Here is a 26911-nt window from a genome sequence, read left to right as displayed (position 1 = left end):
CCTTTTGGTAACTATGGTTGATTCAACGATAACTCAAGCTGTTCAAGCTTTTCCAATCTCTGCTTAACCTTCTGGTGCGGCAGCGCTTGTTGAGAGCCCATCGTAAATACTTCCATTTCTCCACGCGCTCTTGATTGCAAGGCATCAATTATCCAGATTCCAGTTCCTGGTATATATGTAGTTGCGCCTTCAGCAACTCGTTTGGAAAAAAGTTGAGCCGGTGTGTGCGGAACTTTCGGACGAGGTATAGTTACTACAACCTTTGAGCCACCAAAGGGCAGTGTTCGGGTAATTTTTGGCCAGGCAGGAGCCGGATGATAACTAAAGCCTGCATTGGCGAGCTGAATGCCCCAGCCCATCTTGGTGCCACCGATTGCAGAATTGAATAACAGACGCTCACGAAACTCGCGATCTGCCTTCGCTTTCTCTTTGGCATCCATTACGTTTTGATTTTTCAGTATCTCTTGCACATCAGAATAGACTAACAATCGTTTCTTGAATGAGTCTTCGTTGGCAGTTTGTTCTGCGACAGTATACGCCTGCAGATTTTTTACATCGGTACCCAACTGTGCGTTTACTGTGGAATTTAAACCGCCTAATTCTTTAGCGATTTTTTTCTTGGCCAAATTACCGGCAAACTTAGAGCCATATCGATTAATTATCGGAGCTACGGTTATGAAAGCTCCTGACAAAATGAAACCTATACCGGCTGGTCCGGCCAGTTTTGGCTTGCGATCGCAAATGGCAAGCAAGCCACATAATGAACCAATATAACCACCTGTTGTTGCGGCGGCTAAACCGTTGAAATAGGAAAGATCGCGAGAAACACGCCGCTTAATACCGCGAGTATAGAATTTTGAGTATTCAACTAAAGAAAGATCACGCAAATCCTTTAATATGAGTCCTTCCGCATTCGCCAACTTTGCATCCTGAGAGCTAAGTTCTGTTGAGTTCTTGATCAAAGCTTCGCGCTGACTGAGCAAGTCTTGTAATTCAACTTGGGCCGCTTTTACTTTTTTAGTTGCAGTCTTTATGTCCATCCCTTTTTTCTTGCGCTTATAGTCACCAACTGCATCAAAACACATCTCGGTCAAAAGTCCGGCAGTGACGATTGAATGGCTTATTAAAAGCAGAAGAGGTCCTGCCTTAAGGGTTGTGCGATCTGCTTTGGCGGGATTGCGCCAGGTTTGCCAGCGCTCAGCGGCGATAGTTGTAATACCGGCATTGGCTACACCGGCTCCGGCAAGGTTGAATGCAAAAACACGCCAGGGTTTTATTCGGCTTTGCTCTGTTGTTTCCAGGCGAAAATAGGTATTTATTTTGAGCAACCCCAATTCCTTTTGCACTATTTTGTTGGTTAATAGCTGCAGTTTTTCGCGGTCGTTGGTTGCTATATAAGCAATTGCTGGCTCTTCGGTATGATCCTGAATTTGTGTAATGGCGTCAGTTTGAGTCGCCTGTACGTCTTGTTGGCTGGCTAGAGCTAAGTTATGGTTACTAAAGCTGCTCATTAAAGAGAAAACAAGAAAAACCGCAATTACTCTTGATTGTTTCAGGTCCGTCATTTCCCTATAGGTTCCGTTAGTAGCCCCAGATAATTATTGCTCAAGTTGATGATATTTGTTCTCCGCCTTTATATGTATATGACCTACTGGAATCCTCCTTTCGAATGGTTTATTTAAGTGATTTAGCTTCGCACACTTTGGAAAACTGCCCGGGCGGTTGATTGAACATTCACTTTTCAAAGAAGATACTAGATTTAGATAGTTAGTCAGGGTAAGGGTTTACACGTATGCAAGCCAATTTTACAGTTGAACCCATTTTGAGCGACACAAATTTCAACAGCGGATTAAGCAACGAACAAGTCTCAAAAAGACTAGCGCAATGGGGACCAAATGAGATCAGCATTACGACTGCTGAGGACGGTTGGCTGTTTTTATTGACTCGCCAGTTTCAATCAAGCGTTATTGTTCTTTTGCTTGTGGCTGCAGTAATCTCGTATATATTTTCAGAACATTTGCAATCGCTGGCAATTTTGACTGCGGTAGCCGTGAACGCGTTTGTCGGGTTTATTACAGAATTTAGAGCGAAGGTTTCTCTTCAGACACTTAGGAAGCTCTCTTCACCGAAGATTAGAGCCAGGCGCAATGGAGAGGAAATTGACTTACCTACACATGAACTCGTTCCTGGCGACGTTGTTAGTCTCGAAGCTGGGGTAAGAGTCCCTGCAGACGTGAAGCTGTTTAAGACTTGCGGTATCAATGTGGATGAATCAGCCTTGACTGGAGAAAGTGTGGCTGTTTTTAAATCGTTGCCATCGACAGATGAGGGTAATGATATTGTCTATCAAGGTACTCTTGTTCTTGATGGACAAGCCTGGGCTATTGTTACTGCCACAGCCTTACAATCAAGGTTAGGTAAGCTGGGTAAATTATTGACCGAAATATCCGGTAGGCGAACACCACTTGAACTTGAATTGGAAGGATTAGGCAAACAGCTATGCTGGATGACGCTAATACTTTGTCTTGTCCTTTTAGTGATCGGCATCTTGCACAATGAGCCCATTGTAAAAATGACACAAACCTCGATAGCTCTCGCCGTGGCAGCAATTCCGGAAGGCTTGGCGGTCGTAGCTACTCTCGCCCTGGCTGTTGGCACGCAACGCATGGTTAAAAGCGCCGTGTTGATCAGGCAATTGTCCTCAGTAGAAACGCTTGGTTGCTGTGCTGTCATTTGCAGCGATAAGACAGGCACACTCACTGAAAATCGCATGCAAGTTACTGAAATATTTTCTGATGGCAAACAATTTACTGTATCTGGTGAGGGCTATATACCTGTTGGACATTTTCAATATCGTCAAAACAAAATAGATGTCCAAGAGGAAAACAACTTACACCAGATTCTAATAACGGCCGCTGTGTGTAATGATGCCTTTTTAGAAGACCATGCCGGTAAAGAAGATTGGCATATACATGGAGATCCAACTGAGGGGGCGCTACTTGTAGTAGCAGCTAAGGCTGGGCTGAATCATGCGCAGTTAACCGCTTCGTATCCACGTGTGGATGAGTTGCCCTTTGATTTAACACGCAAGCGTATGACCACCATTAATCAAGTCCCACAAGGTGGACTGATTTGTCTAACCAAGGGATCACCAGAATCCGTCTTGAAACAATGCAAGTTTATACAGAAAGAAAATGGAATTAACGAACTCAATGATGCTGAGCGCAACTCTATTCTCAAAAACAATTTCGAAATGGCTAAAAAAGGTCTACGCGTTCTTGCTATTGCTAACAAAAAACTATCGATAAACGACCCAGTCGATGGAGAAATTGAGTCCGATTTGACATTTCTTGGTTTAATCGGCATGCAAGACAGAGCAAAGAAAGGGGTCAAGGAAGCAATTTTGCAATGCAAAGCTGCCGGTATAAGGGTCGTAATGCTGACTGGCGATCAAGCTCAAACAGCTAAATCCATTGGGGATGACTTAGGTATTATTGACTCTATTGACGACGATTCTGTTTTAAGTGGTGCAGAGATTTGCCAACTAAACGAGAATGATTTAGCGACAAAGTTACGCACAACAAACATACTGGCGCGCGTTAGTCCTGAAATGAAATTGAAAGTGGTACGAGCTCTTCAGGCAGACGGTTCAGTAGTGGCAATGACCGGGGATGGTGTTAATGATGCCCCTGCACTAAGACAGTCCGACATTGGCGTAGCCATGGGTAAAGGTGGTGCCGATCTTGCCTGCGAGTCAGCCAAGATTGTAATTACAGATGATAATTTCAGTTCGATTGTGAAAGCGATAGAACAAGGACGTGTGATCTATGCCAATATTCAAAATGCGATAGCCTATCTATTAACAGCTTCGCTGGCAGCCGTAGCGACCGTGGCAGCAGCTGTCTTATTTGATACAGGGTTGCCGCTTTTACCTCTTCAGCTATTGTGGCTGAACTTAATCATGCATGTATTTCCCGCCCTTGGGATTTCTCTTTTGCCGTCTCACAAGATGGTCATGAAACTTAGTCCGCGCAAAACCACTGACTCAATTCTTGGCAGATCTGAGTATATGCAAATTCTTATCAGGTCATTTTTGGTGGCGGCAGGAACACTTACAGCGGTTATTGTCCAAGGACACTTCTTAGGAAACTCCTTTAAAATGACCACAATAAGCTTTGCAACGCTTTCTTGCGCGCTTCTATTCCAAGCATGGCTCTGGGCATTTTCCGATAGATCGTTTATGAGTGGAGGATGGAAACATCTCAATCCGGTTTTTATGGTAAACATGCTCATCTCTTATGCTTTGATGTTTATAGCAATTTACGTGCGGCCCATTGAAGCTGTATTGAAAACTACGCACCTTGATCTTTCTGATTGGCTAATTGTCTTATTTGCATCAGGGCTTTCGTTTCTTGCATCTATTGTGGTTTGTCGGTTGCTCCCTCGGACAGCTTGAGACATATTTTCACAGCTAGTCCGCTTTGCAGCTATTTTTTTTGATGTGCGGCTATGAGAAAATAAACAACTCTCAAGGATCTCTAACTTGCACTTACTCATTGCAACTATCTCGTTTGCCCTTTGCTTTATGGCGTGGGGATTAATAAGTGGGCTGGCTCCTACTTTCAAAGCACTTCTCTCTTTGACAAGCACGCAGACGGCAACTCTTGTTGCCGTGCCAGTATTGCTGGGTTCGCTTGCCCGTATACCAGTAGGGATGCTCACGGATAGATTCGGCGCACGGCATGTTTTTACGGTTTTGCTTCTTTTGTCGGCTGCGGTAGCGGCCACCCTGCCATCCTTGGCTTCATGGCCGCTAATCCTTGTAGGTGCATTTTTTCTTGGACTAGCGGGCTCTTCATTTGCAGCAGGAGTCGGTTACGTCTCAGGCTGGACAGCACCTGACAAACAAGGCGGTGCACTTGGACTTTATGGACTCGGCAATATCGGACAATCAGCCGTAGTATTTCTGTCCCCTCTTATTGCAGATCGTTTTGGTTGGCAATACGCATTCTATTCCGTGGCTGGTTTGTTAGGTATATGGGCAATTATCTTTTTCCTTATGTCCAGCAATTCATCTCAGAAAGTAAAACCCGTTTCTTTCAGCGACATGCTGAATGTACTTATTACTCAAAAGTCCTGCTGGCTCCTTTCGCTGTTTTACTTCCTTACCTTTGGTGGATTCATTGCCTTTGCAATTTACTTGCCGTCGCTCTTGCGCGAAGAATTTGCTTTGACGGCAAGCGATGCCGGCTTTCGAGCAGCCGGCTTTGTTCTTGTGGCCACTGGCGTTCGTCCTTTAGGAGGCTGGCTGGCGGACAGGATTGGGGGAGCCAAAGTGCTCTCTGCTGTATTTTTAGGAGTTACTCTTTTTGCACCGCTGCTTGCCTGGAATCAAATGGTGCCCTTTACAGTAGGGGCACTTTCTTGTGCTCTCTTTCTTGGCTTGGGTAATGGTGCAGTTTTTAAACTAGTGCCGGAAATATTCCCAAAGCAAGTCGCCACTGTCGGTGGCTTGGTGGGCGCATTCGGAGGACTGGGCGGATTTTTTCCGCCGCTTCTTTTAGGACTAAGCAAGCAATATTTAGGAATGATATGGCCGTGTTTTGCGCTCTTGTCTTTTCTCTCTTTTGTGCTGTGGCTAGCTAACGAAAAAGTATTTGTCTCTCAACAAAACCTCCATGATCTTTCTTTGCCACCACATCTTGTACGCACTGCCGATAGATTACGCGCTGGCTTTGTGTCGACTATTGTGACCGGTGTTTTACTTGCTGCCATAGTTGTTGGGTCGAGAAATCTACAGAACTTCGACCCGGCACTTGTAATTTACACATTCGCTACCATATTTGCCACCTGGGGTGTCACCTATCACTACTCTGTTTGGCTTCAAAAACCGCCAACAAAAATGTATTGGAGACGCGGCTGGCAGCTTTTAGCACAAGAAGGCTTTTCGGCATCAGTAAAACTGGCAAGAGTTTCTTTCACGCATATATTTGCACAGACATTTATAGCGCGGCGCTCTAAGATGCGATGGCTTACACATATGATGCTTGCTTGGGGCTGTATGCTTGCAGGCGCAATCACATTCCCGCTTGTGTTTGGCTGGATCTATTTCGGAACATTGCCGAATGATGCAACTCAATATGTGCCTTATCTGTTTGGTTTTCCAACCATGTCATTTCCTGTGCACAGTTTAGTCGGCTGGATTACTTTTCATATCCTGGATATTGCCGCAGTAATGGTTATAGCAGGCGTCGCGCTATCGCTTTTTCGTCGTCTACGCGACCAGGGAGCTCAAGCTGTTCAGTCTTTCGCAATGGACTTTGTGCCATTGATCATGCTTTTTGCCATATCCCTTACCGGAATAGCATTAACTGTGTCGAACCTCTATTTCGAAGGAATTTTCTATGACTTTCTTTCGATCATTCACGCAATAACCGTCGTGTCTGCACTCATATATTTACCCTTCGGCAAGTTCTTTCATATTTTTCAGCGTCCAGCTCAGCTAGGTGTGAAACTATATCAAGATGTCGGCTCACGCGATCCTGGTGCTTTTTGCGGACGTTGTGGAGAACGCTTCGCATCGCGCATGCACATAGATGATCTTAATACGATCTTGCCCCAATTAGGTTTTGATTACTCACTATCAGGGTCCGGAACCGCCAAGACTTGGCAGGAAATCTGTCCGCCCTGCAAACGCAAGTCCATCGCCAATGCCCAGCTCAGATCAAAAGGAAACTAGACATGGCCAAACCACCGCTGCCAATTTCCAGGCTTAATGATATTTATGGGCCGCATCTCAACTATGAGCCACCCGGTGGCTGGCAGGACGAAGCATCTAATCCGGCCGACAAACTGGTTAAAACACACTGTTGTTTTTGCGGCATGCAATGCGGAATCCAATTGAAGGTTAGAGACGACCAGGTGATAGGCTTTGAACCTTGGGAAGATTTCCCCTTCAACAAAGGCATGCTTTGCCCAAAGGGCGTAAAGCGTTATATGCAAAGCAACCACCAGGACAGGTTGCTTACACCACTTTTACGCACGGACTCCGGGTTTGCAGAAGCTACCTGGGATCAGGCGCTTGATTTGACTGTGAAGCGAATTGAAGAGATTCAAGCTAAATATGGTAAGGATGCGGTGGCTGTGTATGGTGGCGCTTCGCTGACAACGGAAAAATCCTATCTACTAGGTAAGTTTGCTCGCGTGGCACTCGGCACGAAACACATCGACTACAATGGCCGCCTTTGCATGGTCTCTGCCGGAACTGCCTACAAGCTCGCTTTTGGGGTTGATCGCTCACCGAATCCTTGGGCCGACATTCCACACGCCGATGTCGTGATGATCGCAGGCTCAAACACAGCGGAGTGCTCGCCAATCACAACGGATTATGTCTGGCGTATGAAAGATAACGGCGGCAAGCTGATTATTGTTGATCCACGCATGACCCCCATCAGCCGCAATACCGATTTATACCTTCCGGTGCGTCCCGGCACGGACGTCGTTTTGTACATGAGCATACTTAATGTCATTCTTCGAGAAGGAATGCACAAGCAGGAGTTTATTGATGCATACACAACCGGGTTTGCCGAGATTGCCGCAGCTGTCCAGCAATACACACCTGCTGTTGCCGCTGATATAACGGGCGTGCCTCCAGATGCAATTGAGAAAGCCGCTCGCTGGCTAGGACTTGCCGATAAAGCAATGATCATGCACGCACGTGGAGTTGAACACCACTCCAAAGGTGTCGAAAATTGCTCCGCATTGATTAATATCGCGCTTGCCACAGGTAATATAGGCCGCGAAGGTGCAGGTTGTTTGATGATCACCGGGCAGGGCAATGGGCAGGGTGGTCGCGAACATGGACAAAAATGTGACCAACTACCGGGACAGCGTTCAATTGACGACCCGGAAGCAAGAAAGCACGTAGCAAAGGTTTGGGGTATCGAGCCTGAGGATATTCCACAAGCCGGCTATTCGGCGATGGAGATTATGGAAGCCTTGCATAAAGGCGAAATAAAAGCGCTTGTATCCATATGCTTTAACCCAATAGTTTCCTTGCCCAATGTTCAATTTACGCAGGAAGCTTTAGAAAAAGCAGAATTTGTTTGCATTGTTGACCCATTTATGTCCGAGACGGCGCATTATGCAGATGTAGTTCTAGCCGGCAGTCTTCAGGAAGAAGACGAGGGCGTGGTGGCAAATGTGGAAGGGCGGGTCTTGCATATTCAAAAATGCGTTGACCCACCCGGTAACGCCCGAGTTGACTGGGAAATATTCTGCGATCTATCTAGGCGTTTGGGTAAAGAAAAATACTTTCCTTACAATACATCGCGTGAAATTTTTAACGAGTTGCGAGAAGCCTCAAAGGGCGGCAACGCAGATTATTACGGCATCACATACGAAAAAATCGACAAACAAATGGGTGTTTTTTGGCCATGTCCAACGGAAGCTCATCCAGGCACACCACGATTGTTTGAAGACAATCACTTCTTTCACAAAGACGGCAAAGCACATTTCATGCTCACTCCTTATAGGCAAAGTGGTGATCCTGTCGATTCTGATTATCCAATATATCTAACTACTGGTCGCGTTGTTAGTCAGTACCTTTCCGGAACTCAAACAAGACGCATAGGTGCTCTGGTTGATATTTATCCTGAGCCACGTATTGAAATACACCCCCGTCTTGCCAAAGAGCACGGTATCGCTGATGGTGACTGGGTCACTGTCACTACACGCAGGCAAGGGCTAACCTTCAGAGCAATGGTTGTACGTACAATCAGACCGGATACGGTGTTTGTACCCTACCATTGGCCGGGCGACAAAAGTATTAACAGACTTACCCATCGTACAATTGATCCTCGCAGCAAGATACCGGAATACAAAGTCTCTGCTTGTCGAATAGCCAAGGCAGACAAACAGCCTGCCTGGGCCACTTAGGAGTGCCACCATGAACGACTTCGCGTTTTTTATTGATCCATCCCGATGCATAGGGTGCCGTGCCTGCGAGAATGCTTGCGCCGAATGTGAGACACATCGTGGCTACCCAATGATTCAAGTTGACTTTATAGATCGCGCAAATAGCATAGCTACAGTTCCGACGGTGTGCATGCACTGTGACGACCCGACGTGCGCTCAGGTTTGTCCAGCCGATGCTATCAAGAAGACGGACGACGGCGTAGTACAGTCATCTCTGAAACCCCGCTGCGTAGCTTGTTCTAATTGCGTACTCGGTTGTCCTTTTGGCGTACCTAAAATGATGACCAAGTTAGACCTGATGATGAAGTGTGATATGTGCTATGACCGTACCTCTCAAGGCAAGCGGCCGATGTGCGCAACAGTGTGCCCAAGCCAAGCCTTGGCTTTTGTACCGAAAGAAAAAATCGAGCAGGAGCGCAAGCTTATTCCGACCAATGTCTTTCACTTCGGCAATCAGACAGTTACAACAAAGGTCTTCATGATGACATCGCCTGAAATGGAATCCATCAGCGTTGATGTCGTAGACTACATGTGGGAAAGGAGCCATGACTATGAAACCAGTTCGTCATTCTGAAGGGGAACCTTTATGGAAGGACGAGTTTTCCATAGAGTCAGCACACGAAACTTTTGTTAACCGCAGGCAATTCACAAAGTTTCTTACCCTCACGAGCCTAGCTATGTTTGTAGGCAATTTATGGATATTAGGAAAAGCATGGCTGTACAGAAAACCTGTTTTTCCTCGTCAAGCAATTGCAAACGCCTCCGAAATTCCTGTAGGCGGCACAAAACTGTTTGCTTATCCGAACGCCGAAGATCGTTGTATTATGGTACGCACGAATCCTGATACATTCGTAGCATACAGTCAAAAGTGTACTCATTTGTCGTGTCCAGTATACTTTTCTAAAGAGAAAAGCACACTGGAATGTCCCTGTCACGAAGGGTCATTTGCTATCGAAACCGGAGAAGTTCTCAAAGGACCTCCGCCTCGTCCATTGCCGCGTGTAATACTAGAGCAGGAAAATGGACTATTAATCGCAACCGGTATAAAGATTCATGAGTAAAGACAATCTTGAAAAACGAACTCTTTCCCGACACCAGTACATGGTAGCGATAGATGGCTCGTTTGCAATCATTGTTGTTCTTCTGGTAGTTCAAATGTGGCTGCTTACAGCATCTCTAGAAGCCTATCTATCCGGACATCATGATGCGGCTATTCCCGGCGCAATTTTTTCTGGATTGCTGTTTACAGGGGTATTAAGTCTGTACTTCTTTGTTAGACGCTTAGAGCGTCACGCAAAGACCAAAGGCTTGTAGCAATACCCGATTCAGCTAGCCCGAACTTGCATGTGACTAATAGTAAATCGGAAAGTAGATCCTTGACCCGGTTTGCTTTCGCACCAAATTCGTCCATTATGCCTTTCTACGATTTTGCGGCAGAGAAAAAGTCCTAAACCTGTACCAGCATAATAACGACCGCTGCCTGCTGCTTGCCAGAACCTTTGAAATAATTTCGGCTGATCTTCGTCGGCTATGCCTTTGCCCGTATCCTTGACCTCTATAAGAGTTTCTTCGTTGGATTGCTGCATGGAGATGGTAATCGTTCCACCGATTGGCGTATATTTGAGAGCATTGTCCACAAGGTTTTGAATTACACGCCTGATTTCCTCTTCATCACACATGACTTTTAGAGACGTCTTTGGCAAAACCACCGTGAGTTTGATTGATTGTGTTTGAGCAAGTGATCTTAATTCATCGGCTAAATGACTTATCGTGACAGTCAAGTCAGCCGGTGCAATATTTAGCTCCTTTGAACCGGACTCATATCTATAAACATCTAGCAAAGTTAGAACAAGTGTGTAAAGCGACGAATTACTATCATGAATTGTTTGCAGAATCTTCGTCTGCTCCTCGGATACAGAACCAAAGTCGCCATCCATAAGAAGTTTTACCGCACGATTGGCAGCGAGTATCGGTGTTTTTAAATCATGTGTTAGCGTCGCTACGAAATCTTCACGTTGCTGCTGTACCATAATGCGATCACTGGCGTTAGTAAATTTAGCGACCAGTCCGACTGTCCGACCAATATTGTCTTTGATAGGCCAAACAGCCCAGTCAAAATAATCAGGAACAGCTTTTATATCGGAATTAAAGATAAGGGGCTCCGCAGTAGCAGCAAAAGCATTTCCAGTTAAAAGAACCTGTTCAAAGACTTGTATTGGCAAACTAGGAGCGAAGGAGGAAAGTGATCGACCCATTATTTTTTCACTCCGACCAATGCCCGCCATTTCGAGGAATTTTTGATTGGACTCGAGACAGGCAAGTTCACTGCTAAGTCTCACAATACCAATGGGAGCATTCTCAAGAATGCTTTTTGTAACTTTCTTTTCCGTGGCTAATTCATGTAGTGCCTCCATATGGGACCGTATTGCCGTCTCTTTTGCCCGGATATAGGTTTCGATAGCCAAGCCCATATCAAAGAAAACTATTTTTCTGAAAGCAGAAATTGCTTTTAGAAGCTTTGCCGGTTCCTGGGACATTTTCTCAAACAGCCGATCTGAAAACCACTGCATAGCGCGGCTGTATGCACCCAAGTACCATTTAGGATCCAAGTCAATGCGGTAATGTGTTGACCCAACGCGCAAGCGATCCTTGACGTAATTCTCATCATAGCTTCCCTTTGTCAGACGATCGAAGTAAGCAATTTGAGCGGACTTCGCTCTCTCTAGCGTTTCCTTATCGGGAAAAAATCCGGAGGTTTCCGGAAACGAAAGAAAGTGTCGATATACATAATCAATCAGTTGTTGTGCTTGACCTGACACGAACGGATCAAGTTCAGCAAGTACTTCTTCATCTTGAGAACCGAATTCGAGCCAGCGCTTGCGCAACTCGATTTCGTCTTTGCTCTCCCAGTTTGGCTTAGGCGTTTCAGTCATAGAATATATAATAATCAAAAATACTCTGTTGTTAGATGTTGACCGGTGAATTATGAGCAATCAAGAGAAAACGCCCACCCAAATAACGATTCTATTAGTTGAAGATCATCTGCTGACTCGCATCGGGATAAAGGCAGTCCTAGAGCGAACGAGCGATTTGAAGGTGATTGGTGAAGCTTCAAATGGGCAAGAAGCGGTGACAGCCTATAGCTCAATCAAGCCAGATGTTGTCCTAATGGATGTAGGCATGCCAGTAATGGATGGGATAGAGGCTTCCAAGCTCATTTTTGTAAGTAATCCGGAAGCCAAAATAATAATGCTTACGTCACATGACAACGAACAGGATATTGCAGCTTCATTAGCAGCAGGCGCCGGCGGCTATTGCCTAAAGGATGTACAACCTGATCGTCTGTACACTGCAATTCGCAGTGTATCTTCAGGAGACATCTGGCTTGACACCACTATTGCGGCTAAAGTTTTGAAAAATCGATTATCCCAAGAAACAAAGTCTGAAAAAGCCTGGGAATTTACTAAAGCCGAAGCACCGGTGAACACAGAGCCATCTTCAACTGCCGGTAATTCTTTGCCGGAGCAACTATCGTCTAGAGAATTGGAAGTATTGAAGCTTATTGTGGAGGGCTTGTCCAATCAAGAAATAGCTGATCGGCTTATAGTTTCTCTGTCAACAGCTAAGACTCATGTCCGTAATATTTTAAATAAACTAGCGGTAGACGATCGAACTCAAGCAGCAGTTCAAGCTATGCGGAGCGGTTTGGTTTAATTAGGCAAACGTGAGCACGTTTATTAATTCCGAAATCATCCTAATGGATGATCGGAGTACTTCGCTCGGGCGATCCGAAAATGTAGTCAGTGCACGATAATACAGAATTAGTTTTTCCTGTCTCTGAATACATAATGGAAGTTCCGAACAACAAGCAAAGCCCGCATGTAGTTATCATAGGTGGTGGCATATCCGGTTTGTCGGCAGCATTCAAACTGCACGAACTCCAACCTGCATTAAAGATAACAGTTCTAGAGGCATCAGATAGATGTGGCGGAGCAATTTCGACAATACGCCAAGGACATTTTATTCTGGAGGAAGGACCGGATTCCCTTTTGACAGAAAAGCCAATAGCACTTAGCCTAATTACCCGACTCGGTTTAGAAGATCAAGTAATTGCGACGGAAAAACAAAACAACCGAACTTATGTTGCCTGGAATGGCAAATTACATGTCGTACCACAAGGCTTCATTGTTTTAGCTCCCACAAACTTCCTTGCGTTTTTCGCCTCAACCTTATTTTCACCATTGGGCAAATTGCGAATGGCGCTGGAAACATTCCTACCTGCCAAGAAAGAAGTTGATGATGAGTCCTTAGCTGCGTTTGTTCGTCGTCGCTTTGGCAAAGAGGCTTTAGAAAGAGTTGTACAACCGTTAGTTGGCGGAATTTACCGATGCGATCCAGAGAAGTTAAGTCTCAAAGCTACCATGCCACGCTTTCTGGATTTGGAAAAACGCCATGGTAGCGTTATTTCCGGATTAATGAAGTCGGCCAGGAGATCTTCAAAAGACGGCACGGGTCCTTTCATTTCATTCAGCAGAGGACTAGCTGTCCTTTCCGAAACAATTGTTTCCAGGCTGGGCTCAGCAATCAGAACCAATACCGAGGTTTGCGGAATCAAGAGTGACACCATGGGATTTATTGTGGAGACGAAAAATAGCGGATCTATTAAAGCTGACGGACTAATTATTGCGACCTCGTCCAATCAGGCAAGCCAAATTTTGTCCAATTTTGATACAACGATTTCTAAACAGCTGTCGCAAATCACTCACGCACAGTCCGTCGTGCTCAATCTTGTGTACAAAAAATCGGACGTTCCCAAATTAAAGGGTTACGGTTTCGTCGTATCGGCAAAAGAAAAGAGTCATATTATCGCGTGTACATTTGCCAGTCAAAAGTATGCCGGACGGGCCCCCAAAGAAACCGTGGTGATTCGCGTTTTTATGGGTAATTATTTGAACAAAGATATCTATTCACTTAAAGATCTCGATCTAGTTAAGAGCGCCAAGGAGGATTTAAAAAAATACTTGCAAATTTTTGCTGAACCCATACATATAAGACTTACTCGTCATGAACACGCAGCGCCACAATACAGCTTGGGACATTTGACTCTCATCGACAATATACAAAAATCTGTGGCTGCCCATAAACGACTTGTATTAGCCGGGAACTATCTTATGGGTCCGGGAATTCCAAACTGCGTTTCCAGCGGCGAAGCCGCCGCCGAGTCAATTATGAAAATGCTTACCGATGCTACCTTCGGCGTCTCGCTCGAAACGACAAGGCAAGGACCAATTATGTCCGCTCGTTGACTTCTTTTGTTAGGCGCTCGACGAATTCGGTGAAGGGGATTGTTCCGAGGTCGCCGTCTCTGCGGTGGCGGACGGCTACGGATTTGGATTCGAGTTCCTTGTCACCGACTACGAGCATGTATGGGATTTGCTCTACTTGAGCTTCCCGGATGCGGTAGTTGATGCGTTCGGAGCGGTCGTCCAGCTTCACGCGGAAGTCGCGGGCTTGCAATTGATCGTGCAATTCGCGGGCGTATGCTTCGTGTCTGTCGGAAATTGGCAGAACGGCAACTTGCGTTGGTGCCAGCCAAGTCGGGAAGACTCCGGCATAGTGCTCGATGAGACCGCCGACAAAGCGCTCCAACGAACCCAATACTGCGCGGTGCACCATGATTGCTTGATGGCGCTCGCCGTCTTCTCCGATGTAGGTTACATCGAAGCGTCTCGGTAAGTTGAGATCGACTTGTACAGTCGGTCCTTGCCATTCGCGACCAATCGCATCGTAGAGTTTGATATCAATTTTCGGCGCGTAGAATACTCCGCCACCTTCATCAATTTCGTAATCACGACCGCGGGATTTGAGCGCTGCTTCCAATGCATTAGTCGCCATTGTCCACTCTTCGTCGGTACCAATGTATTTTTCCGGACGAGTTGATAGATAGGCTTTGTAGGTATAACCAAAAGTATCCATCATCATCTCAATGAGATCGAGGATGCCATTGATTTCGGATTCGAGTTGCTGCGGTGTGCAGAAGATGTGCGAATCATCTTGGGTAAATCCGCGTACGCGCAACATGCCGTGCAAGACGCCTGATCTTTCATAGCGATACACAGTACCAAGTTCTGCAAAACGCAATGGCAGATCACGATAACTATGCAGACGCGACTTGTAGATCATGATGTGACCTGGACAATTCATTGGCTTGACGCGATACGGCAGTCCATCAATGTCCATCGACGAATACATATTTTCGCCGTATGACTCCAAGTGTCCACTTATTTTGTACAAGTCTTCGCTGGCAATATGCGGCGTAAAGACAAATTGATAACCACGGCGCTTGTGCTCAGTGCGCCAGAAGTCTTCAATGATGGTACGCACGGTGGCGAGATTTGGATGCCAGAAAACTAGACCGGGACCAACCTCTTCGTGTTGCGAAAAGAGATCCAGTTGCTTTGACAATTTTCTGTGGTCACGCTTTTCTGCTTCTTCCAAGCGGTGCAAGTAATCATCCAAATCGCTTTGCTTCCACCAGCAAGTGGCGTAGATTCTCTGAAGCTGTTCGCGCTTCTCGTCGCCTCTCCAATAGGAGCCAGAAACCTTAAGTAATTTAAATGCTTTGATGGCGCTTGTGCTTGGCAGGTGAGGTCCGCGGCAAAGGTCATTCCAAATGGTTTTGCCATCTTTGTCTTGCATCAAATACATAGTAGGCGAATGGTCACGGTGCTCTTCAAGAAGCTCAGCCTTGAATTTCTCGCCTTGGCTCTTAAATTCAGCAATTTGCTTATCCACATCAGAAATCTGATGGCGGACAAGACGCTGGTCTTCCGAAGCAATACGCTTCATCTCGGCTTCGATTTTTTCAAGGTCTTCCGGAGTTAGCGGATGACCTTTAATTTCGAAGTCGTAGTAGAAGCCGTCTTCAATAGTTGGACCAATGGCAATTTTTGCCTCTGGGAAAATCTTCTGAACAGCTTCCGCCATGACGTGAGCTGTGGAGTGTCGAAGAAGTTCAATGGATTCAGCATCGTCCGGTGTGAGGATTTTGACTGTATCGCCATCAGTTAAAGGCGTATAGAGGTCACGAATCTCTCCATTTATTGTTAGACCAACGGACTTACGAAACAGCCCTTGGGCGATGGACTTTGCCAGGTCAGCACCGGTTGACCCAGGGGTTAGCTCTCTCTTGGACCCATCGGGGAGAATGACGCTAATCTGGGTTTGAACATTCGACATTGAATTACACTCCTTTTATAGCAGCATGAACAAACTGCTGCATCGCCATTTTAGCAGGACAGGCAGCCACGATTACGCTCCGGCTGCGGCAAACGCCTTCGCCTGCGCTTGCCATACGCCTTTGGACGCTCTCGCTACGGATTGCTCTGTCGCAATCCTGCGCTCCGCTGCGGCACTTTGCTGTAGCCAATCGAGCCCTGAATGAGTCGCGCGTTAAGGGCTTTACTTACCGATACAGAAGTTGGCAAACACCTGGTGAATGACCTCTTCCGAGACCGACTCCCCACAGACCTCCGAGAGGGCGTCTACGGCTGTTTTCAGGTCGGTAGCCAGGCAATCCTGCGGAAGCCCGCTTGCCAAGGTCGTTTCCACGTGAGCCAGGGCTTCTGCAGCCCGGCGGCATAGTTCGGCTTGCCGTTGGTTTAGGGACGCCTGCCCATTACGCAGGGAGCTTTCACCAAATACCCAGGACTCTACTTGACCGGCGACAGTGTCGACGCCTTCGCCCGTAGCGGCGGAAATATTAAGGGCGCCCACGCAATTGGATGATTTGGATTCTGCAAAATGTCCGTTGTTTTTTGCGACATCTACTTTATTGCCGATCAAAACAAATGGTCTTGTGCCAATCACATTTAGAATATCGCGCTCGGTTTCATCAAAGCCTGCTGTTAAATCAACAACGAATAAAACAAGATCGGATTCGGCGACTGCTTTGCGGCTGCGCTCAATGCCGATTTTTTCGACAGTATCGTCTGTGTGTCTTATACCTGCTGTATCAATTAATACTACGGGTATACCATTGAGATCTAACAGTTCTTCCAAAGAGTCTCTTGTCGTTCCGGCAATTTCGGTAACAATCGCACGTTCAAATTTAAGCAACTGATTCATCAGACTGCTTTTTCCGGCGTTGGGTCGACCAACAATTGCTAAGCGCAAACCATCACGCATAAATCTTCCCGAACGGGCAGTCTTTGTTAACTCTTCCAGCGCCTTGCGACTTTGCGCACTTACTTTTGCGACTTCATTGACATCGGCTTCACCAACTTCTTCAGGGAAATCAATTCCGGCAACAACCGCGGACATCAAATTCAACAAGTCCAAACGAATCTTTTGAATATTGCCGCCCAGATGTCCTGCGAGCGCTGATAGCGCCATACGCGATTGGCGAGTTGTCTTTGCTTGTATTAAATCTAAAACCGCCTCGGCTTGCGTTAGGTCCAATTTGCCGGACAGGAAAGCTCTTTCGGTGAATTCGCCGGCGCGCGCCAAACGGGCGCCGTTTTTCAACATGAGCGCAAGAATTGCAGAAGTTACTACAGGTCCACCATGGCAAGTGACTTCTACTAAATCCTCACCTGTATAACTGCGCGGCGATTTGTAGGGAATCAAAACGACTTCGTCGACTATAGTCTGCAAATCGCGATCAACTATATAGCCGTGTTGAACATGATGACTCTTTAAGTCAATTGTTTGCGACAATACATTTTTGTCGATTGCGAAAATAGAATTCGCAATTTCAAATGCTCTGGGTCCAGATAGACGAACAATAGCAATAGCGCCCACTCCAGGGGCTGTAGCTATAGCGGCAATTGTTTCGTTACTGGCGTTAGTGTTTTGCATGTGCAAAACATATCCTATGATGACCTATCCAAACCGTAATTACTCTTAATGTTTATGCAGTTATTTGCCACTTTTTCACGGGTATATTCCACCTATGGGGTGGACCCGAAGGTTCGGCGTGGAGGATCGGCTCGTAAACATTAGTAGCAGCCGCAACCTAGCCCAACACCAGCTTTAGGGTTTGCCCTTTTTTTGTTTTTGCAATTTCAAAAATTTCCGTTCGCCAAGTGTTGAATGTTGAGTTACGCAGGTGGTAGTATCACCTGCGTTATTTACTCTCACATTTGTGGAGATTCGCATGAATAGAGCAGAATTGATCGATGAAATCGTAGAAATTACAGGACAACCGAAAAATGTTGTTCGTGATAACATCAGCGCTTTCATTCACATCATTACTTCGTCCATCCTCAAAGGACACAAGGTTACCCTCGTTGGTTTCGGTACATTCGAGCAAAGACACCGTCGCGCTCGTACCGGCGTTAACCCACAAAACCCATCGCAAAAGCTCAAGATCGCTGCAGCCAAAGTGCCAGCTTTCCGCGCTGGTCGCGAGTTGAAGTCCATCATCAACGGTCAATCCAGACTCGTTGCTCCGAAAATTGAAAGCAAATCTTCCAAGCCAAGCAAGTCTGCTTCTTCCAAGAAGTCAGCTGCTAAAAAGCCGGCTAAGAAGACCGCTTCCAAAAAGAAAAGCCGCCGTTAATCGGTAGGTCTGAGTAAGACAATTAAAAATGGCGGGTCGCAAGACTCGCCATTTTTTTGTGCGCGGGGCAGCAGCAGGAAACAGCAGCCGGGCGCATGCAATGCGCCCCTACGCAGAACCTTTCGTGCGCGTTTCATTTTGAAATACAGACGTTGTACTATTGCCTTTGTAGGGGCGCATTGCATGCGCCCTTTCCTTGGCAAATCAAAACGCTAGACAGTGGTCGCCTGTTTACCGGCACGACGCAGGAAAATCAACGACAACACGTTGCTAACAGCGTGCGTGATGATCGCCGGCCACAGACTTCCCGTGTAGACAACAATCCAGCCAAGCAACAGCCCGGCAGCGAGTGCCCAGAGCCCATAGGAAAAGTGTTTGAAGCTGGGGCAGTGAAATAATCCGAAAAACAAACTTGCCCACCATATTCCGAATTGTTGTTGGACAACTCCACGAAACATGACTTCTTCGCAAAAGCCGGAAACTATTGCAAGAATAAAAACATCAGACCATGTCAACTGACAAAATATTGGTGCCAGTTGATCAACCACTATTGAGCGCAAGTCTCCAAGTGGTTTTACGTATTTTCCAAGCCAGAAAAGAAAAATACTTACAGCGGATAAAACAAATCCTAAGCCTAGACCAAGCAATAAATCTGGCGTTGTAACTTCATCGATTAATTCAATCAACCTTACTTCGGAAACTCGCGACCAAAATGTAGCGCCCAATAGAATGAACGCTTCAACAAAGATAGTTAGTTGCAGAAGCGCAACTCTATCAATATTTTGGACTGCGTTTTTAGGCTGCTCAGACAATTACAACCTCCGGCTTAAGCAAAGTATCTGACGTCTCGGCAGCAGTTACTAGTCGGCATACGGCTAACAACGAGTCCTCAGACTGTCCGTCATATCTCAAAATGACCGGGTGAGGCTCCTGCCAAGAAGCCTCAGTTATATCATGAATGCCAGCATTTGAGAGCATTTCCAGCGTTACAGCCTGTCCGAATGACAGCTTTTTGGCTATATCCTCATTTATAGATATGCTCTTCAAATCCAGCATTGAACCAGGATCCGTCATTACTTCGCTCATGCGCTTTTCGGACGATAGCTCTTTCAGTTGACCTAAAGTTATTGATTTATCGAGAGTAAATGGTCCTGCAACTTCTCTGACTAAAGACTGCAAACAACCACCAACGGATAATTTCTCACCTAGATCTCTGGCAATTGATCGAATGTACGTCCCGGCAGAACATGCTATGCGCACTCGTATAACAGGCATTGTTATATCAAGCACTTCAAGTTTGTGCACCGTTACTTTGCGCAGTGGAATATCTTCAACTGTAATTCCTTTACGGGCTAAATCGTATAAGCGCTTACCTTGATGGTGCACGGCACTATAATTCGGCGGTCGCTGTTCCAATAATCCAACGAAAGACTTGAGCGCTTCAGCAATTTGTTCATTGCTCAACGCAACATCTTTTTTCTCAAGCACTTCACCATCGAGATCATCAGTCGCAGTGGAAACTCCAAGCAATATCTCTGCGATATAAGTCTTATCGGACGACAAATAGCGAAGCAATCGGCAGGCCTTACCAACTGCAACCGGCAATACGCCAGTGGCAGCCGGATCAAGAGTACCTGCATGACCAACCTGTTTAATGCCGGTTATCTTGCGCACGATAGCTACAACATCATGCGCAGTCATGCCAGACTCTTTATGGATGTTGAGAAAGTATGTCATTGAGAAGGACTTAAATCTCGCCGCGAGAGATCTTGGAAATGAGATCAGTTACGCGTGATCCGCGCTCCAACGAACTATCGAGTTTGAAAACAATTTCCGGAGCAAAGCGCAAGGAAAGTCTGCGGCAAAGTTCACCGCGAATATAGCCTTGCTTTTCATTCAATGCATCCACAGTGCCTTTTTGAGCAGCTTCATCACCATACACAGAAATGAATATCTTGGCAGAACGGCAATCGCCTGTCAGATCAACATCAACTACGGATACGATGCCTGATATTCTCTCATCTTTCAAATCACGCATGAGCATGGCAGACATCTCACGCTTAAGGGATTGAGCTACTCTAAGTGAACGAGGAGTCGACATTTTTACCCCCTCAGCGTGGAATCTCACGCTTGGTTTCTTGGATCGTAAAGGCGTGGATGATATCGCCTTCCTTGATATCGGTAAAGCCGGCAAAGCTCATACCGCACTCGAAGCCTTGCGCAACTTCCTTGGCGTCATCCTTGAAGCGCTTAAGCGTATCAAGCTTGCCGTCGAAGATAGTTTGTCCATCACGCTCGATACGTGCGATACAACCACGCGTAATCTTACCGCTGCTAACCATACAACCAGCAATCATCAAATTCTTGCCGAACTTGAATATCTGGCGCACTTCAGCAGTACCGATCTTGACCTCAGTTCTCAACGGTTGGATGAGACCTTCGATAGCGGCAATCAGGTCATCAGTGATTTGATAGATGATGCTGTACGTACGGACATCAACACCGGCCGATTCCTTCACGCGATTAGCGTTAGCGTCAGGCTGAACGTTGAAGCCAATGATGATCGCTTCCGATGATGCCGCCAGGTTGACGTCATTTTCGGAAATATCACCAGAGGCTGTGCGCAATACACGCACGGCAACTTCTTTGTTGGACAAGCGCTTAACGGACTCGGCAATGGCTTCGGCAGTACCCTGCACGTCAGCTTTGATGATGACGTTCAATTCTTTGACTTCACCCTGCTCGAGCAAATCATGCAACGACTCAAGAGTAACGCGATGTCTAAACTTATCGACTTCAACAAGACGTCTTTCTTCGGCAATTGCTTTACCTGATTGGATGTCGTTTGCGACTTCGAAGCGATCGCCTGCTTGCGGAACTTCATCAAGACCCAATACTTCAACCGGCATTGACGGACCGGCAGCTTTTACTCTTTCGCCGCGGTCATCAAACAAGGCACGAACTCTGCCCTGACAGGTTCCGGCAACAATGTAGTCGCCTTCATGCAATGTACCGTTTTGAACCAAGGCTGTAGCAACTGCACCACGCCCACGTGAAAGTTCGGCCTCCACGATAAGACCTTGAGCTGGTCCATCCGGATTGGCTTTCAATTCCAAAACATCTGCAACAAGGAGAATCATCTCCAAGAGTTGATCGAGACCAACACGCTTTTTAGCCGATACTTCAACAGTAACCGTGTCACCACCATATTTTTCAGCAACCAATTCATGTTCCATCAATTGACTCAGCACGCGATCCGGATCGGATTCGGCTTTGTCCACTTTGTTGACAGCAACAATAATTGGTACGCCGGCAGCCTTAGCATGGTCGATAGCTTCAATTGTCTGAGGCATAACACCGTCATCAGCGGCAACAACCAGAATTGCGATATCGGTTGCCTTCGCTCCACGGGCACGCATAGCTGTAAAAGCTTCGTGACCAGGTGTATCCAAGAATACGATTTGCTTTATCGTGCCGTCTTCACCCGGAATTTCAACGTGATACGCGCCGATGTGTTGAGTGATACCACCTGCTTCGCCTGCGGTTATTTGGAACTTGGTTTGGCGAATAGCGTCAAGCAAGCTTGTCTTGCCGTGGTCAACGTGCCCCATGATGGTTACAACAGGTGGTCTGGTAACCAGAGCGGCCTTTTCTTCATCAGTGAGGGCAACTTCTTCCGCTTTTTCAGCTTTCAGCTCTTCAGTAAGTACTTCGTACTCCATCTCAGTGGCCAAATCGCGAGCCAATTCCAACTCAACCATTTGGTTGACTGTACGCATGAAGCCCTTCATAAACAGACGCTTGATCACTTCTGTTTCGGGAACAAGCATGCGCTCAGCCAATTCTTTTACTGTGAGAGGCTGCGTCAGAGTAATGATCTTCGGCACTTCAAGAATTGCAGCAGCCGGTTTTGATTTCTCTTCCTTCTTCGCATGCCTGTCTGCGCCACCTTGGCGGTGTGACTTCGGAGGACGTGGTGGGGTTGCGCGAATAGATGGAGCAGCAACACGAACCGGCTGCGATGGAGTTGCCTTCACAACCAACGGGCTGTTCTTCTCGTCTTCATCATCGTCGTCTCTATGATGCTTCTTGTCCTTCTTGCCGTCTTTCTTACCACCCTCAGACTTTTGTTCTTCAATAGCGGGCGCCTCTGGAGCAGCCACAACAGGAGGCGCTGGAGGTGGAAGAATTAGTGATGGTCTTGCAATTGGGGCAACCGGTGGTGGTGTAGGAGCGGTAGGCTCAGGAGCGGCAACTGGTGCCGGTGCCGCTGGTGCTTCAGCAGCCGCTGGAGCCAACGGCTCGGCAACTGGTTCAGCGACAATTTCACCTGGTGGTGGGGTCGGTTTGCGGCGAGAAAGAACACGCGGCTTCACAACGACTGGTTCCGGAGGCGGAGCGATAGTTGCTTTGGATGCTTTTGGGGTCTTAGCAGCTGGTGCCGCTGCCGGCGTTGTGGCGGCACTGACTTTCTCACCGGCTTTCTTCTTACCGAGGGCGGAAATCAAAAGCCCGACGGTTGACCCGTCGATTGTGCTGGAGTGGCTCTTCACCTCATACCCCAGTTCGCGTAAGGTTACGACGAGATCCTGGTTGGGAAGATTCATCTGCCGCGCTAGTTCATAGATACGAACTCTATCGTTCATTTGTTTGTTTTTGCTCCAGCTTTGTCGCGCTCGGCACTACCCGCCTTGGGCGGTTGTTGCGTTGCTATTGGTGAAGTTGCCTTCCCCTGAGTATTTTGGCATGTTTGTGCCCTATCTGTAAATTTACTTAGCAAAACATTGATAAGTTGTGACTCAAGAGGCCAGGTTATAGACCGCTTACTTGCCTGCCCTTTGACCTTGCGGCCGGATAGGGCAAACTTAAGCCTGGTGCCCTTTAGCGCCTCTTCGACACATTTGGCATTCGGGCATAAGTAAGCGGAGCGCCCAATTACAGGGCTGTCAGAATGTGGATATGTTAAGCAATCAAAACGAGCAATTACTTGCCCGCTGGCATTGTCGGCTGTTAGACGAATGAGTTGGGACTGAGGAGCAAAACTTCGACAGGACACGCACAGGCGGTCGTGTACCGCCTGTGCTTTAGTGTCTTTTCTATTCGAAGTATTTACGTCTAAGCCCTCTCATAACTATTCTTCAACGCCGGCCGTTACGTTTTTGTACGTACCGCCAGTTTGACTTTCGGACTTGATGTCTATCTTCCAGCCGGTGAGTTTGGCAGCCAAACGGACGTTTTGTCCGCCACGGCCTATCGCCAAGCTCAATTGATCGTCTGGAACGATAACTTCAGCACGCTTGCCGCCCATTTCCGGTGCATCTTCGTACAGCGCAACGGTTGTGATGCGAGCCGGGCTCAACGAGTTGGAGATGTAGTCGACCGGATCTGTTGAGAAACGGATGACGTCAATCTTCTCGTTGCGCAATTCGGCAACAACGTTTTGAATACGCACACCACGAGTACCGATACATGCTCCTACCGGATCAACATCGGCATCTTCGGAGTGAACTGCAATTTTGGTTCTGTAACCAGCTTCACGAGCAATTGATTTGATTTCAACTGTACCGTCTTCAATTTCAGGCACATAGAGTTCAAACAATTCACGCACCAATTCAGGATGCGCTTGTGAAACAATAATTTGCGGAACGCGTCCGGTGTCACGCAATTCAAGAACGTATACGCGAACACGGTTGCCGACGCGATATGTTTCACCAGGCAATTGCTCACGTGTCGGCATGCAGCCTTCGACGCGACCCAAGTTGATGATGACGTTGTTTCTTGTGTTGCTTATTACTTCGATACGCTCGATTTGACCTGTTGTACAGGTGCCCTTACGTGCTTCGAATTCTTTCTTGATCAACTCTTTTTCTGCTTCGCGCAGTCTTTGTGTGATCAGTTGTTTTGCTGTTTGTGCAGCAATACGACCGAATTCAGAGAAATCAGTTGGTGTAACTTCAATTTCCAGAACTTCGCCTACAGCAACGTCAGGAATTAGATCCTTAGCGTCTTTGAGTGAAATCTGGTGATAGGAGTTAGCAACCTTTTCGACAACTTCTTTCGGTGCAAAAATTCCTATTTCGCCTGTCTCCGGATCGAAGATTGCGCGTACGCCCTCTACGTCATGATCTGGCACTTTCTTCTTATAAGCAGCAACAATGGCATCGCAGACATAGGAAATGAATTCCTCCTGCGGAATATTGCGCTCGCGCTCTAGTTCTTCTGCTGCTTCCAGCAATTTGTCGCCTATTTTAATCACGACTCTACCTCCGGATATAAACGGACTTTATTCAGTTTTGAGAGTTCAACTTCCAACTTTTTGGGCAATGTCAGAGTTTGAACTTTTGCGGACTTTGCCTTTTGTGTTTTTGCATTTTTGCTTTTAGACACAATTGGTTTTGGATTAGCAAAGCTGGCAATGCCATCCTTAAGACCCATCAGAGTTCCAGTGAATGAATCTCCGATACCGTCCAGTTTTTGACGAGCTTTAACTTCAACAGGATAGCCTTTGAATACGGCAAATTCCCTTTCGGTTTTCAGTTCTCGATCAAGTCCTGGACTTTCTACTTCCAGCAAGAAAGCTCCTTGAATTAAAGGTGGCTCCTCGTTGTCCAGCAATTCTTCCAAGGTGCGGCTGACCTTTTCGCAGTCTTCAAATCCGATATGACCATCTTCGTTGTGGATAGTTACAGTCAGACATCGACGACTGCCGCTTTGTCCAATTCTGGCATCAACAAAAATATAGCCAAGCTTCTTACAGACGCTTTCGGCGATATCAGTGACTTTGTCCAGATTGGCCGGCAAGGTTGCCTCCTCGAAAACCGGCTTAACGCCAGTTGAAACGCCCCGCATCTCTTGAACCCGAAGGCTCAGGGAGCTTGGACGCCTAGAACAGCATCATGCCGTAGACTAACTTAAGTCTACGACAATCAGATTTCTTAGGCTTTCATGCTAGCATGTCGGCTCGTCATTTTTCAAGGTGGTTGAGGGTTTTATGCCTCTTCAAATCCAGCTCCAGAATCAGCAGCGCCGCCAAAAGGTGGACCTAGCCTGGTTTGAGGAAACAGTCGACCTATTAGCCGCCGAGGCTCTTAGAAACCTTAAAAATAACCGTCCAAAGCACCTAAAAGCCCGCCTATTGGCTGAAATGCCGCGCAGGGGCGCCTTTAGCCTGGTTATCGTCTCAAATGCCGCCATACGCAAGCTTAACAAGCAGTGGCGCGGCAAGGACTATGCAACCGACGTTTTGTCCTTTCCCTTAGAGCTGGAAATCCCGCCCCCAGGCGCTCCCTGGGAAATTGGCGAAATTGTCATTTCAGCCGAAAAAGCCCATGAGCAGGCCGGCGAATACGGGCATTCATTTGAACGGGAAATGGCTTTCCTTTTTGTGCATGGGTTCCTCCATGTATTGGGTTTCGACCACGAAACCCCAGCCGAAGAGAAGGAAATGTTCGGTCGCCAAAAGGCAATACTGAAGGCTGCCGGCATCAAGCGGTAACCCCACGGTCGACTTTCCTTATGAACTCGTAGGGGCGCATTGCATGCGCTTCCGGACACGTCGCTGGTCCTTGTAGGGGCGCATTGCATGCGCCCTTGTTCTGCATATATATGTAGCCCCGAAACTGAAAAAGGCTTAACAACATTTGCCGCCTTGGCGACCTGCGTGTTATCGTCTTGGCAAATTCAGGCAAGTCGGGCTTAGGAGAACCAGCCATCGCCACCGAATTACAAGAAAGAGTAAAAGACCGTCCGGGAACCGTCAGTTCGCGGACCACATCTTTTGTACCGGCTAGCTGGCAGCGCAAATCAGGGCGGGCGTTAAACATGATCGAATCCTTTTACCATGCATTTCACGGCATCTGGGTCGGACTAAAAGAAGAACGCAACGTCCGCATCCACTTCCTCGCCGCCATCGCTGTTGCCGCAGCAGCTGTATGGCTGAAAGTGGACACACTGGGATGCATTTCTCTAGCATTTTCCATCGGCTTGGTTCTAATCACCGAATTCCTCAACACATCGCTTGAACACTTAGTGAACCTCTACGCCAAAGGCGAATATCACGAGTCAGCCCGCTACGCCAAAGACACCGCCGCCGCCGCCGTCCTCTGCGCGTCTCTTACAGCAGTAGTCGTCGGCGCCATCGTGCTTGGTCCCAAACTTCTTGCACTGATACCACAATAGATCTTTTGTCATTTCGACCGAAGGCTGCGAAGCAGCCGAAGTGGAGAAATCTGCAACTCCTCGTCGATGTGGCAGGCGTTTTGCCTCATTTAAAAAGCTAACCCTGACATCACTGTTGCCTCATGAAAAATATAACCCGTCAGGGTGCAATTTTCTCGATTAAGTTGTTAGTTGAAGCAACATACCGACCAGTAC

The 26911-nt window shown here is 47.0% G+C and carries 22 protein-coding genes and 1 pseudogene; 12 read left to right on the top strand and 11 right to left on the bottom strand.

Translation table 11 applies throughout. The annotated features are described in order from the left end of the window. Positions 1-11: 11 nt before the first annotated feature. Positions 12-1565, bottom strand: coding sequence for a hypothetical protein (locus tag K2Y22_17025; GenBank protein ID MBX9880164.1), 1554 nt, complete (start codon positions 1563-1565; stop codon positions 12-14). Between the two features lie 227 nt (positions 1566-1792). On the opposite strand from K2Y22_17025, the gene K2Y22_17020 reads away from it, so the two are divergent. The 7 genes and pseudogenes from K2Y22_17020 to K2Y22_16990 all read left to right on the top strand — a co-directional run bounded on the left by K2Y22_17020 (position 1793) and on the right by K2Y22_16990 (position 10290). Next, positions 1793-4456 (top strand): cation-transporting P-type ATPase, encoded by a 2664-nt coding sequence (locus K2Y22_17020; protein MBX9880163.1) that lies wholly within the window; start codon positions 1793-1795, stop codon positions 4454-4456. Positions 4457-4543: 87 nt separating this feature from the next. After that, positions 4544-6739, top strand: coding sequence for an MFS transporter (locus K2Y22_17015; protein ID MBX9880162.1), 2196 nt, complete (start codon positions 4544-4546; stop codon positions 6737-6739). A gap of 2 nt (positions 6740-6741) precedes the next feature. Continuing rightward, the gene (locus K2Y22_17010) at positions 6742-8937 is read left to right on the top strand and encodes a nitrate reductase (protein MBX9880161.1); all 2196 of its coding nucleotides are present in this window, start codon (positions 6742-6744) and stop codon (positions 8935-8937) included. Positions 8938-8947: 10 nt separating this feature from the next. Next, positions 8948-9016 (top strand): annotated as a pseudogene (locus K2Y22_17005) (4Fe-4S binding protein). Between the two features lie 237 nt (positions 9017-9253). Further along, the gene (locus tag K2Y22_17000; GenBank protein MBX9880160.1) at positions 9254-9550 is read left to right on the top strand and encodes a hypothetical protein; all 297 of its coding nucleotides are present in this window, start codon (positions 9254-9256) and stop codon (positions 9548-9550) included. After that, on the top strand, positions 9528-10037 hold the full coding sequence (locus K2Y22_16995; protein MBX9880159.1) for a Rieske (2Fe-2S) protein: 510 nt from the start codon (positions 9528-9530) through the stop codon (positions 10035-10037). Before K2Y22_17000 ends, K2Y22_16995 begins: the two co-directional genes overlap by 23 nt. Next, entirely contained in the window at positions 10030-10290 is a 261-nt protein-coding gene (locus K2Y22_16990) for a hypothetical protein (GenBank protein MBX9880158.1), read from the top strand. The genes K2Y22_16995 and K2Y22_16990 overlap by 8 nt, the downstream gene beginning before the upstream one ends. Before the next feature lie 11 nt (positions 10291-10301). Here K2Y22_16990 and K2Y22_16985 read toward each other — a convergent pair whose 3' ends face one another. Beyond that, positions 10302-11909: a hypothetical protein gene (locus tag K2Y22_16985; protein MBX9880157.1), complete on the bottom strand. Its 1608-nt coding sequence runs from the start codon at positions 11907-11909 to the stop codon at positions 10302-10304. Positions 11910-11961: 52 nt separating this feature from the next. Here K2Y22_16985 and K2Y22_16980 point away from each other — a divergent pair, with 52 nt between their 5' ends. Next, positions 11962-12690: a response regulator transcription factor gene (locus tag K2Y22_16980; GenBank protein ID MBX9880156.1), complete on the top strand. Its 729-nt coding sequence runs from the start codon at positions 11962-11964 to the stop codon at positions 12688-12690. Between the two features lie 89 nt (positions 12691-12779). Next, positions 12780-14282 carry a protoporphyrinogen oxidase gene (gene hemG / locus K2Y22_16975; GenBank protein MBX9880155.1) on the top strand — a complete coding sequence of 501 codons (1503 nt, stop codon included), beginning with the start codon at positions 12780-12782 and terminating at the stop codon, positions 14280-14282. Here the strand turns inward: hemG and thrS are convergent. Next, positions 14266-16215: a threonine--tRNA ligase gene (gene thrS, locus K2Y22_16970; GenBank protein MBX9880154.1), complete on the bottom strand. Its 1950-nt coding sequence runs from the start codon at positions 16213-16215 to the stop codon at positions 14266-14268. The genes hemG and thrS overlap by 17 nt on opposite strands. Before the next feature lie 222 nt (positions 16216-16437). Continuing rightward, positions 16438-17835, bottom strand: coding sequence for a tRNA uridine-5-carboxymethylaminomethyl(34) synthesis GTPase MnmE (gene mnmE / locus K2Y22_16965; protein MBX9880153.1), 1398 nt, complete (start codon positions 17833-17835; stop codon positions 16438-16440). Between the two features lie 298 nt (positions 17836-18133). Between mnmE and K2Y22_16960 the strand changes: the two genes are divergently transcribed. Then, positions 18134-18538 carry an HU family DNA-binding protein gene (locus K2Y22_16960; protein MBX9880152.1) on the top strand — a complete coding sequence of 135 codons (405 nt, stop codon included), beginning with the start codon at positions 18134-18136 and terminating at the stop codon, positions 18536-18538. A gap of 212 nt (positions 18539-18750) precedes the next feature. On the opposite strand, the gene K2Y22_16955 is transcribed toward K2Y22_16960, so the two are convergent. The 7 genes from K2Y22_16955 to K2Y22_16925 all read right to left on the bottom strand — a co-directional run bounded on the left by K2Y22_16955 (position 18751) and on the right by K2Y22_16925 (position 25339). Continuing rightward, positions 18751-19350: a CPBP family intramembrane metalloprotease gene (locus K2Y22_16955; GenBank protein ID MBX9880151.1), complete on the bottom strand. Its 600-nt coding sequence runs from the start codon at positions 19348-19350 to the stop codon at positions 18751-18753. Beyond that, positions 19343-20239 carry a tRNA pseudouridine(55) synthase TruB gene (truB, locus tag K2Y22_16950; GenBank protein ID MBX9880150.1) on the bottom strand — a complete coding sequence of 299 codons (897 nt, stop codon included), beginning with the start codon at positions 20237-20239 and terminating at the stop codon, positions 19343-19345. The genes K2Y22_16955 and truB overlap by 8 nt, the downstream gene beginning before the upstream one ends. Positions 20240-20285: 46 nt before the next feature. Beyond that, complete coding sequence (gene rbfA, locus K2Y22_16945) at positions 20286-20639, bottom strand: 30S ribosome-binding factor RbfA (GenBank protein MBX9880149.1); 354 nt, start codon at positions 20637-20639, stop codon at positions 20286-20288. Positions 20640-20649: 10 nt separating this feature from the next. Next, positions 20650-23184 carry a translation initiation factor IF-2 gene (gene infB, locus K2Y22_16940; GenBank protein ID MBX9880148.1) on the bottom strand — a complete coding sequence of 845 codons (2535 nt, stop codon included), beginning with the start codon at positions 23182-23184 and terminating at the stop codon, positions 20650-20652. Beyond that, positions 23181-23594, bottom strand: coding sequence for a YlxR family protein (locus K2Y22_16935; protein MBX9880147.1), 414 nt, complete (start codon positions 23592-23594; stop codon positions 23181-23183). Before K2Y22_16935 ends, infB begins: the two co-directional genes overlap by 4 nt. A gap of 75 nt (positions 23595-23669) precedes the next feature. After that, complete coding sequence (nusA, locus tag K2Y22_16930; GenBank protein ID MBX9880146.1) at positions 23670-24794, bottom strand: transcription termination factor NusA; 1125 nt, start codon at positions 24792-24794, stop codon at positions 23670-23672. Beyond that, positions 24791-25339: a hypothetical protein gene (locus tag K2Y22_16925; GenBank protein ID MBX9880145.1), complete on the bottom strand. Its 549-nt coding sequence runs from the start codon at positions 25337-25339 to the stop codon at positions 24791-24793. The genes nusA and K2Y22_16925 overlap by 4 nt, the downstream gene beginning before the upstream one ends. 190 nt (positions 25340-25529) lie before the next feature. Between K2Y22_16925 and ybeY the strand changes: the two genes are divergently transcribed. Both ybeY and K2Y22_16915 read left to right on the top strand, forming a co-directional pair. Further along, positions 25530-26033, top strand: a complete 504-nt coding sequence (ybeY, locus tag K2Y22_16920) for an rRNA maturation RNase YbeY (protein ID MBX9880144.1) — start codon at positions 25530-25532, stop codon at positions 26031-26033. A 176-nt stretch (positions 26034-26209) separates the two neighbouring features. Continuing rightward, positions 26210-26716, top strand: coding sequence for a diacylglycerol kinase family protein (locus tag K2Y22_16915; protein MBX9880143.1), 507 nt, complete (start codon positions 26210-26212; stop codon positions 26714-26716). Positions 26717-26911 lie beyond the last annotated feature (195 nt).

This window comes from Candidatus Obscuribacterales bacterium (genome assembly GCA_019744775.1).
GTDB lineage: Bacteria > Cyanobacteriota > Vampirovibrionia > Obscuribacterales > Obscuribacteraceae > SBAT01.
Note: the sequence above shows the minus strand (reverse complement) of the source record. Positions and strands in the feature narration are given on the sequence as shown.